General features: G+C 70.5%; 7 protein-coding genes. All 7 read right to left on the reverse strand.

The window, feature by feature from the left end; genetic code table 11:
• A partial coding sequence (whiA, locus tag ACYVE7_RS26975) for a DNA-binding protein WhiA (RefSeq protein WP_460368414.1) occupies nt 1–596 on the reverse strand: 596 nt, incomplete at its 3' end.
• A gap of 82 nt (nt 597–678) precedes the next feature.
• The gene (locus ACYVE7_RS26980; RefSeq protein WP_460368415.1) at nt 679–1611 is read right to left on the reverse strand and encodes a gluconeogenesis factor YvcK family protein; all 933 of its coding nucleotides are present in this window, start codon (nt 1609–1611) and stop codon (nt 679–681) included.
• 23 nt (nt 1612–1634) lie between these two features.
• A complete protein-coding gene (rapZ, locus tag ACYVE7_RS26985; RefSeq protein ID WP_460368417.1) occupies nt 1635–2513 on the reverse strand; it encodes an RNase adapter RapZ in 879 nt (292 codons plus the stop codon).
• Nucleotides 2510–4492 carry an excinuclease ABC subunit UvrC gene (gene uvrC / locus ACYVE7_RS26990; protein WP_460368419.1) on the reverse strand — a complete coding sequence of 661 codons (1983 nt, stop codon included), beginning with the start codon at nt 4490–4492 and terminating at the stop codon, nt 2510–2512. The genes rapZ and uvrC overlap by 4 nt, the downstream gene beginning before the upstream one ends.
• Nucleotides 4493–4521: 29 nt before the next feature.
• On the reverse strand, nt 4522–4971 hold the full coding sequence (locus tag ACYVE7_RS26995; RefSeq protein ID WP_460368421.1) for a Rieske (2Fe-2S) protein: 450 nt from the start codon (nt 4969–4971) through the stop codon (nt 4522–4524).
• 66 nt (nt 4972–5037) lie between these two features.
• The gene (locus tag ACYVE7_RS27000) at nt 5038–5424 is read right to left on the reverse strand and encodes a Rieske (2Fe-2S) protein (protein WP_460368422.1); all 387 of its coding nucleotides are present in this window, start codon (nt 5422–5424) and stop codon (nt 5038–5040) included.
• A 65-nt stretch (nt 5425–5489) separates the two neighbouring features.
• Nucleotides 5490–6224: a neocarzinostatin apoprotein domain-containing protein gene (locus ACYVE7_RS27005; protein ID WP_460368424.1), complete on the reverse strand. Its 735-nt coding sequence runs from the start codon at nt 6222–6224 to the stop codon at nt 5490–5492.
• Nucleotides 6225–6374 lie beyond the last annotated feature (150 nt).

Here is a 6374-nt window from a genome sequence, read left to right on the forward strand (position 1 = left end):
AGCCGGGTGAGCAGCGCGGAGATCGCGTCGCCGTCCCTGACCACGACCCGGTCCACCCCGCGCACCTCGCGCGCCTTGGCGTGGATCTTGAGCCTGCGGGCCGCGCCGACGAGCGCGAGCGCCGCCTCCGGTCCCGGGCAGGTGACCTCGAGCGACATGGAGCGGCCGGGTTCGGTCAGCGATCCGTGGGCCAGGAACGCCCCGCGCCATGCCGACTCGGCGTCGCACGCCGCGCCCGCGACCACATGCCGGGGCAGCCCGCGCACCGGCCGTCCGTTGTTGTCGATGAGGCCCGTCTGACGCGCCAGCGACTCACCGTCGCGGATCACGCGCACCACGTAACGGTTGCCCTTGCGCAGCCCGCTGGGCGCGAGCACGATCACATCGGAGGTGTGTCCGAAGACCTCCGCTATGTCCTTGCGCAGCCGACGCGCCGCGGCCCCGGTGTCGAGCTCCGCCTCGATCACGATCCTGCCACTGACCAGGTGCAGACCGCCCGCGAAGCGCAGGATCGTCGACACCTCCGCCTTGCGGCAGCAGGGCTTCATGATGGGCAGCCGGCTGAGCTCGTCCTTCACCACGCCGGTCATCGCCATGGGCAACCTCTTCTTCCCCCGCCAGCGCGCGGCTGACCCCGCGCGTTCACCAATTGGACCAGTTTCTCTGATCCCCGCACGATCAGCGGCCAGTAGCGAAGATCTGTACGAAAGCTTGGGCGAGCAACGCCGGATCGTGACGGGGTGAGCCGTCGGGGGCGGCGACCGCGGCGAGCTCGAGCCTTCCGCCCAGGGATTTGACGGCCTGGTCGAGGGCGTCGGCGTCCTCGACCACGCCCGAATCGGCGAGGACCACGTCGATCCGCAGGTCAGGGGCGTGTGCCTGGAGCACCTCCAGATGGGCCTGCTGGGAGAAGTCGTCGGTCTCCCCCGGCTGCGGCGCCAGGTTCAGCGCGACGATCCTGGTGGCCTTGGTCTCGATCAGGGCACGATGCAGTTCGGGGATCTTCAGATGCGGCAGGACGCTGGTGAACCAGGAGCCGGGACCCATCAGCACGTAGTCGGCGGACAGGATCGCCTCGACGGCCTGCGGCGAGGCGGGCGCGTTCTCCGGCACCAGCGAGACACCCAGCACCTTGCCCGGGGTCATCGCGCACGCGACTTGCCCCCTGACCCGGGTGACGTCCAGCGGACGCGCCGGATCGACGCCCTGCACGTCCGCCACGATGTCCAGCGGCACCGTCGACATCGGCAGCACCCGGCCCTGCGCGCCGAGCAGCCGCCCCACCCATTCGAGCCCGGCGACGGCGTCGCCGAGCAGCTCCCAGAGCGCGACGATCAGCAGGTTGCCGACGGCGTGCTCGTGCAGATCGCCCTCGGATCGGAACCGGTGCTGGACGACCTCGGCCCAGGTGCGGCCCCAGTCGTCGTCGCCGCAGAGCGCGGCCAGCGCCATCCGCAGATCGCCCGGCGGGAGGACGCCGAGCTCGCGGCGGAGCCGTCCGCTGGAGCCGCCGTCGTCGGCGACGGTGACCACGGCGGTGAGTTCTCGGGTGACCCTGCGCAGCGCCGACAGCGAAGCGTAGAGTCCGTGGCCGCCCCCCAGAGCGACCACATGGGGATTGTTCAAGGTCTGCCTTACTCCCGGCCTAGATCACGGTGGGCGACCTGGACGTCGATGCCCTCATCGCGCAGCCGCTGACCCAGTTGTTCCGCCATGGCCACACTCCGGTGCTTACCACCCGTGCAGCCCACCGCCAAGGTGACGTAATGCTTGCCTTCGCGTTCGTAGCCGGCCGTCAGCAGCCGCAGCACCTCGGTGTAGGCGTCGAGGAACTCCTTGGCGCCGCGCTGGCTGAGCACGTAGTCGCGGACGGAGGCGTCGCGGCCGTTCTGCGGGCGCAGCTCCGGCACCCAGTGCGGGTTCGGCAGGAACCGGCAGTCGACGACGAGGTCGGCGTCGACCGGCAGCCCGTACTTGTAGCCGAACGACACGACGGTGGCGCGCAGGCTGGACTCGCCGTTGGTGTCGCCGAAGAACCCGACGACCTTCGCCCGCAGCTCGTGCACGTTGAGGTTGGAGGTGTCGATGACCAGGTCGGCCTCGGCGCGCGCCTCCAGCAGGAGGGCGCGTTCGCGGGCGATGCCGTCGACGACCCGGTTGTCGCCCTGCAGCGGATGCGGCCTGCGGACGTTCTCGAACCGGCGGACCAGGACGTCGTCGCTGGCCTCCAGGTAGAGGACGCGCGGCCGGACGCCCCGCGACTCCAGCTCCTCGATCGAGGTCTGCAGGTCGGAGGTGAAGCCGCGGCTGCGGACGTCGACGACGACCGCGATCCGCGGCACCGCGTCCTGGACGCGGCCGCCCAGATCGGCCATGGTCGCCAGCAGGCCGGGCGGCAGGTTGTCGACGACGAACCAGTCCAGGTCCTCCAGGGCCTTCGCGGCCGTGGACCGGCCCGCCCCTGACATCCCGGTGACGATGACGATGTCCGGTATGTACTGTCCAGGCGTCATGTGCTCTCCCCCCGTAGGCTTGCGAGAATGGTCTGCGCGGTGCGGAGTCCGATTCCGGGCACCTCGGCGATCTCTTCGGGCGTGGCCTCCTTGAGGCGCTGAACCGACCCGAAATGCTTGAGCAGCGCCGTCCTGCGAGCAGGCCCCAGGCCAGGAACGCTATCGAGTTCGCTGACCGTCATCGCGGCGGATCGCTTGGCCCGGTGAAAAGTGATCGCAAACCGGTGGGCCTCGTCCCGGACGCGCTGCAGCAGGTACAGGCCCTCGCTGGTGCGCGGCAGGATCACCGGATCCTCGTCCTCGGGGAGCCACACCTCCTCCAGCCGCTTGGCCAGCCCGCAGACGGCGATGTCGTCGATGCCGAGCTCGTCGAGCGCGCGCTGCGCCGCCGCGACCTGCGGCGGGCCGCCGTCGATGACCAGCAGGTTCGGCGGGTAGGCGAACTTGCGCGGCCGGCCCGTCTCGGGGTCGAGCGGCTGGTGGGCGCCGTCCTCGACCTCGCTGTCGCCGAAACCGTAGGACGACAGGACGCTGCCGGCGTTCTCCGTGGCGATGCCCTCGGGCGACAGATCGGCGGCCTTCTGCGATTCGGACAGGTAGCGCTTGAACCGGCGGGTGACGACCTCGTGGATCGAGCGGACGTCGTCCTGGCCCTCGATGGTCTTGATGTTGAAGCGGCGGTACTCGCCCTTGCGGGCCAGGCCGTCCTCGAACACGACCATCGAGGCGACCACATGGGTGCCCTGCAGGTTGGAGACGTCGAAGCACTCGATGCGCAGCGGCGCCTGGTCGAGGCCGAGCGCGTCCTGGATCTCCTGGAGGGCCTTGCTGCGGGCCGTCAGATCGCCGGCGCGCTTGGTCTTGTGCTGCTTGAGCGCCTCGTGGGCGTTGCGCGCGACCGTCGCGAGGAGGTCCTTCTTGTCGCCGCGCTGCGGGACCCGGATCTTCACCTGGGTGCCGCCGCGCATCTCGCCGAGCAGCTCCTGGAGCGCGTCGTTGTCCGGCGGCAGCTCGGGGACCAGCACCTCGCGGGGGATGGAGTCGGACTCGCCGTAGGCCTGGAGCAGGAAGTCCTCGACGAGCTGGCCGATGGGCGGGTCCTCGACCAGGTCGACGACCCAGCCGCGCTGGCCGCGGATCCGGCCGCCCCGCACATAGAACACCTGGACGGCGGCCTCGAGCTGGTCGCGGGCGAGGGCGATCACGTCGCAGTCGGTGGAGTCGCCGAGCACGACGGCCTGCTTCTCCAGCGCCCGCTCCAGGGCGCGGATGTCGTCGCGACGGCGCGCGGCCGTCTCGAACTCCTCCAGCTCGGCGGCGGTGTGCATCTCGTCTTCGAGCCGTCTGATGAACCTGGTCGTGGTGCCGGCCATGAAGTCGCAGAAGTCCTCGGCGAGCGCGTAGTGCTCGGCCTCGTCGACCCGGCCGACGCACGGCGCGGAGCACTTGCCGATGTACCCCAGCAGGCAGGGACGGCCGATCTGGCCGTGCCGTTTGAACACCCCGGCGCTGCAGGTGCGGACCGGGAAGACCCGCAGCAGCAGATCGACGGTCTCGCGGATCGCCCAGGCGTGCGAGTACGGCCCGAAGTACCGCACCCCCTTGCGCTTGGCCCCGCGCATCACCATCACCCTCGGGTAGTCCTCGTTCAGGGTGACGGCCAGGTACGGATAGGACTTGTCGTCCCGGTAGCGGACGTTGAACCGCGGATCGAACTCCTTGATCCAGGAGTATTCGAGCTGGAGCGCCTCGACCTCCGTGCCGACCACGGTCCACTCGACCGAGCAGGCCGTGGTGACCATCGTCTGGGTGCGCGGGTGCAGGGTCGCGAAGTCGGCGAAGTAGGAGTTCAGCCGCTGCCGGAGCGCCTTCGCCTTCCCGACGTAGATGACCCGCCCGTGCTCGTCGCGGAACTTGTAGACCCCCGGCGACTCGGGAATGGAGCCGGGGGCCGGTCGGTAGGTCGCCGGATCTGCCACGTACCAAGCCTAACGGCCCGGTACGACAGTCACGTGGGGATCGTGATCTCGCCGCCCACCAACTTGATCTTCCGGGCCGGGAGCGCCTTGGCCGCGGGCCCGTTGACCACGGAACCGTCGGCGACGGCGAACTTGCTGCCGTGGCAGGGACAGTTGATGGTGCCGTCCTCGACCTCGGCGACCGTGCAGCCCTGATGGGTGCAGACGGCGCTGAACGCGACGAACTCGCCCTTCGTCGGCTGGGTGACCACGATCTTCTGGCCGCCGAAGACGACTCCGCCGCCGACCGGCACGTCGGCGGCCTTGCCGAGCACCCGGCCGCCGCCCGCCTGCTTCTTCTTCGCGGGCCCCGCCGGTTCCTCGGGCGCGGTCAGGGCGGGCGGATCCTCACCGCCGCACGCGGTCGCGGCGACCCCGATCAGCCCGATCCCGACCAGCAGCTCCCGCCGCGAACCGTCGCTCTTGCCCTCTTCGCCCATACCGGTACATCCCTCCGTGGTCGCGTGCAGCTACACGGAGGGATACGGCCGCGATCATGTTCTGGTTCAGGCGCCGACGACGGCGCCGCCCTGGAGTTTCACCGGGTACTCCGGGAGCGCCTTGGTGGCGGGCCCCTTCACCACGGAACCGTCGGCGGTCTTGAACTCGCTGCCGTGGCAGGGGCAGGCGGCCACGCCGTCCGCGGGCGCCGTCACCGTGCAGCCCTGATGGGTGCAGACGGCGCTGAACGCCTTGAACACCCCCGCCGACGGCTGGCTGACGATCACCTTCAGCTCGCGGTTCAGCATCGCCGTCCCGACAGGCAGGTCCTCGGCCAGCACCAGGGTCTGGCCGGTGATGCTCGGCGGCCCGCCATCGTCCTTCGCTCCGCCGCAGGCGGCCAGCCCGCCGACCCCCACCAGCCCGATCACGGTCCTACGCGTCACGTCCATGGGGCCATCATCGCGGGACGGCGGGTGGGCGCGGCCGAACACCGCGCCCACCGCGCGTCGCACGGTCAGTACTTGACCGAGGCGGAGACGGCCTTCCTCCCGCCGGTGAAGACGGTCCGGTAAGTGCCCTTCTTCGCGAGCTTCAGCTTGACGACGCCCTTGCCCGAGGTGAGCGCCGAGCCGACCCGGACCCACTTCTTGCCGGCCTTGCGCTCCAGATAGACCTTCTGCCCCGGCCAGGACGCCTTCTTGCCGTCCAGGGTGAGGGCGAGGGTGGCGGTGAGGGTCTTCTTGGCGCGCTTCACCGTCAGCTTGGCGGCCGTCAGCTTGCCGACGCGGGCGGGGATCAGGACGTCCTGGGAGCGGTCGGCGGTCGCGAAGTGGTCGTTGCGGGTCGCGATGACGCACCTGACCTTGGTGCAGTCCAGGTCGCCCGCGGCCGCGCCGAGCGTCAGGGTGGCGGTGAAGGTGCCGCCCTTGCCGAGCTTGGTCGCGCCCATGCCCTGGGCGAGGGCCAGCCCGCTGACCCAGGCCTGAGCCGCGCCGCCGCGGTCGCCGCCGTAGCAGGGGCCGGGCTTGACACCCTTGCCGTTGTCCTTGCAGAGCGCGACGTAGACGCCCTTGTTCGCGGCGTAGCCGGAGCCCTTGACGGTCACCTTGGTGCCGCCCTTGGGCGCGATGACGTCGGTCGAGACGGTCAGCTTCGGCTTCTTGCCGTACTCGGTCTCGGCGGCGGCGGGCGCCGAGACTCCGGCCGCGGCCAGGACGGATACGGACACGGCGACCAGAACGCGCTTCACTGAGATCTCCTTGCTTTTAGGTTCGCCTAACCTAAATTAGGCAACCCTTACTTCGCAAGCGGTCAGCCGCCCAGATCGTCGGCGGCCGGGTCGCCGCCCGGCGGCGGCGGAGGCGGCGCGTGGACGGGCGCGTCCAGACCGGGCAGGAGC

It is taken from the genome of Actinocorallia lasiicapitis (genome assembly GCF_054778695.1).